The organism is Streptomyces boluensis, assembly GCF_009908195.1.
GTDB classification, from domain to species: domain Bacteria; phylum Actinomycetota; class Actinomycetes; order Streptomycetales; family Streptomycetaceae; genus Streptomyces; species Streptomyces boluensis.
The window spans coordinates 1-3,205 of record NZ_JAAAHS010000585.1; the positions used below are offsets into that span (position 1 = coordinate 1).

4 protein-coding genes and 1 pseudogene are annotated in these 3,205 nt (G+C 70.5%); 3 read left to right on the forward strand and 2 right to left on the reverse strand.

What is annotated here, in order from left to right; genetic code table 11:
- The first annotated feature begins 176 nt into the window (after positions 1 to 176).
- A complete protein-coding gene (locus tag GUY60_RS36200; RefSeq protein ID WP_161705714.1) occupies positions 177 to 935 on the forward strand; it encodes a MerR family transcriptional regulator in 759 nt (252 codons plus the stop codon).
- 146 nt (positions 936 to 1,081) lie between these two features.
- Here GUY60_RS36200 and GUY60_RS40155 read toward each other — a convergent pair whose 3' ends face one another.
- Positions 1,082 to 1,549: an SDR family NAD(P)-dependent oxidoreductase gene (locus GUY60_RS40155; protein WP_223178778.1), complete on the reverse strand. Its 468-nt coding sequence runs from the start codon at positions 1,547 to 1,549 to the stop codon at positions 1,082 to 1,084.
- Here GUY60_RS40155 and GUY60_RS36210 point away from each other — a divergent pair.
- Positions 1,509 to 1,685 (forward strand): annotated as a pseudogene (locus GUY60_RS36210) (aldo/keto reductase); the annotation flags it as partial. The gene GUY60_RS40155 and the pseudogene GUY60_RS36210 overlap by 41 nt on opposite strands.
- Positions 1,686 to 1,736: 51 nt before the next feature.
- Here the strand turns inward: GUY60_RS36210 and GUY60_RS36215 are convergent.
- Positions 1,737 to 2,177, reverse strand: coding sequence for a MarR family winged helix-turn-helix transcriptional regulator (locus tag GUY60_RS36215; RefSeq protein WP_161705716.1), 441 nt, complete (start codon positions 2,175 to 2,177; stop codon positions 1,737 to 1,739).
- 154 nt (positions 2,178 to 2,331) lie between these two features.
- Between GUY60_RS36215 and pcaH the strand changes: the two genes are divergently transcribed.
- Positions 2,332 to 3,132: a protocatechuate 3,4-dioxygenase subunit beta gene (gene pcaH / locus GUY60_RS36220; RefSeq protein WP_161705718.1), complete on the forward strand. Its 801-nt coding sequence runs from the start codon at positions 2,332 to 2,334 to the stop codon at positions 3,130 to 3,132.
- The last annotated feature ends 73 nt before the right edge of the window (positions 3,133 to 3,205 follow it).

The following is a 3,205-nucleotide window of genomic DNA, read 5'->3' on the forward strand; positions in this document are numbered from 1 at the left end:
GGAAATACCGGGGGGAGTCGGGGCATACCCGGATCAAGAAATTCGCGGGGCGCGGGTTGCGGTGTGTCCGGGCCGGGGCGGGGGATCTCGGGGGTTGAAGTTGCCGTTGCGGCAGCTTCTACGGTCGTGACCAGGGCCGGAGAGACCGGCCCGGCGATACGCACGCGGGAGTCGTGATGGACTGGCCGATCTCAGAGGTGGCCCGGATGTCGGGCGTGACCGCCCGGACCTTGCGCCACTACGACGAGACCGGCCTGCTGCCGCCGGCCCGGATCGGCGCCAACGGGCACCGCTACTACGAGGAGCACCAGCTTCTGCTGTTGCAGCAGATCCTCGTACTGCGGGAGTTGGGCGTCGGACTGCCGGAGATCGGCCGGATCCTCTCCGATCAGGTCGACGAGGTGGATGCCCTGCGGGGCCACCACCGGCGGCTGCTCGCGGAGCGGGACCGGCTCGATGCCCTGGCCGGCACTGTCTCCCGCACGATCGCCGAACTGGAGCAGTCCAGAAAGGACGGCACCCCCATGGCCATCAACCGACCGGAGAACCTGTTCGAGGGCGTCCAGCCCTCCCAGTACGAGGCGAACATGTCCGGCTTCCCCGAACTCGCCGAGGAGGTCGGACGACGCGCGGCCACGATGAGCCAGGCCGATGCGGAGGCCGGGCACCGTGAGCGCACCGCGCAGATGATCCGGCTCGCCGAACTCATGGCCGCGGGCAACCCGGCCGACGCCGAGCCCGTGCAGGCCGAGATCGACGCCCAGTACCGGGCGCTGACCCAGCTGCGTGCCGTCTCCGCCGAGGAGTACCGGGCCATCGGACGCGCCTGCGTGGACAACGACGTCTGGCGCACCGCCTACGAGGCGATCACCCCGGGCCTGGCCGCCTACCAGCGCGACGCCATCGAGGCATACGCCACCACCAGGCTGAACTGAGCAATCGCTGTCGTCGACGGCCTGGTCGGCGGTGTCGAAGGTGCGGGTGGTGTCGATCAAGTGCCGTACGCGTGCGTCGGTGACGGCTCCTGACAGGTTGGAGGCGGGTGATCGGCGCCACCGAACGCCTGAGTGGGGCGCGGAGGCTATTGCCCGGCCGGGAAGGCGGCTATTCCCCGGCCGGGAAGTCCGTGGAGGCCGCCAAGTCGCGCTGGGCCTCGAAGTCCTCGATCCGCTTGCGCAGCACTCCGAGGGTGGAGTCCAGTGCCTGGGAGCCGAGGACCATCCGCAGCGGTGCCGGCTCGGTGTCGACGGATTCGATGATGCGGGCGGCCATGCGCTGGGGGTCGCCGGGGGCGAGGCCGTTGGCGGGGTCGAGCATGGCGTGGAAGGCGTGCGCGGGGTTGCCGTCGTAGGCGTCGACGGGGTCGGCGACGCAGCGCTGCCGTAGCGGAATCGGTGCGTGCGCCGCCGGGCTCGACGATCGTCACGCCGATGTTGAACGGAGCGACCTCTTGGGCGACCGACTCGGCGAACCCTTCGACGCCCCACTTGGTGGCGTGGTACATGGAGTTGCCCAAGTCGGTGCGCGCCGAGCGCATGGCCGAGAACATCGACGTCTTCGACTTTGAACTCACCGACGAGCAGATGGCACGGATCGCCACCCTCGACGCGGATAGGTCGCTGTTCTTCGACCACCACGACCCCGCGATGGTCACCTGGCTCGCCAAGCGCCGCCTGGACGCCTGACCCGCGCCCGCCCAGGGACGAGCGCCAGTACGGGGAGGGGCGCCGCCCCTCTCACGGTGTACGCAGGTCCTCCGCCGCGTCGGCCACCCGTTGCAGCAGTTCCAGGAAGGTGGACTGCTCGTCGGCGTCCAGCGGGGCGAGGAAGATCTGGTTCATCCGGGCCGTGCGGCCGCTCAGCCGACGGTGCACCCGCCGGCCCTCCTCGGTCGTACGCAGCACCGAGCGGCGGCCGTCCTTGGTGTCGCGGACCTTGTCGACCAGGCCCCGGTCGACCAGGCGGCGCACCACCTCGGCGACGGTGGAACGGTCCAGGCCGACGCGCTCACCCACCGTGCGCTGGTCGAGGCCGTCCGCACCGGCGAGCGCGTTGAGCACCGCGAACTGCGGTGAGGTGACGTCCTCCGAGACCACGGTGTGCCAGAGCAGGGTGTGCGCCTGCTGGAGCCGCCGGGCCAGGTGGCCGGGGTGGGTGCTGAGGTCGAGCGCGGGCACCTAGGTCCTTCCGTCGGGATCCTCGTACCGGAGATCTTCCTTGTACCGGAATGCTCCTTGCACTGAGGGTCTTGACCCTGGCCAGTCATGATGCCACGCTTCCGGCTTGGAACGAGATAGTCAGTGTACTGAGTAATTTGATCGGAGCGTACCGATGGACAAAGTGGTGGCCACGGCCCCGCGCGAGGTGACGCAGGCCGAGATCGACCGGCAGATGGCGCGCGAGCGCGAGACGTACGAGCAGGGCCTCGCCGAGGGGGCCGAGCCGAGCCACCACCCGCGCCGCGACTACGCCCCCTACCGCTCCAGCGCGCTGCGCCACCCCACCAGGCCGCCCGTCGCCATCGACACCCGGCGCGACCCGGAGGCCGTGGAACTCGGCTCGCCCGCCTTCGGCGAGACCGACGTCACCGCGCTCGACAGCGACCTGACCCGGCAGCACCACGGCGAACCCCTCGGCGAACGCATCACCGTCAGCGGCCGGCTCCTGGACCGCGACGGGCGCCCCGTGCGCGGCCAGCTGATCGAGCTGTGGCAGGCCAACGCCTCCGGCCGCTACGCCCACCAGCGCGACCAGCACCCCGCACCGCTCGACCCCAACTTCACCGGTGTGGGGCGGGTGTTGACCGGCGCCGACGGCTCCTACGCCTTCACCACGGTCAAGCCCGGCGCCTACCCGTGGCGCAACCACGACAACGCCTGGCGGCCCGCGCACATCCACTTCTCACTGTTCGGCTCCGCCTTCACACAGCGCCTCATCACGCAGATGTACTTCCCGGGCGACCCACTCTTCGCGTACGACCCCATCCTGCAGTCCGTCACCGACCAGGCGGCGCGGGACCGCCTCGTCGCCGCCTACGACCACGACCTGTCCAAGCCCGAGTGGTCGCTCGGCTACCGCTGGGACATCGTGCTCGACGGCCCCGCCGCCACCTGGATCGAGGAGGGACGCTGACATGAGCGGCCACACCGGGCACGCGCCCACCCCGTCGCACACCATCGGCCCGTTCTACGGCTACGCCCTGCCC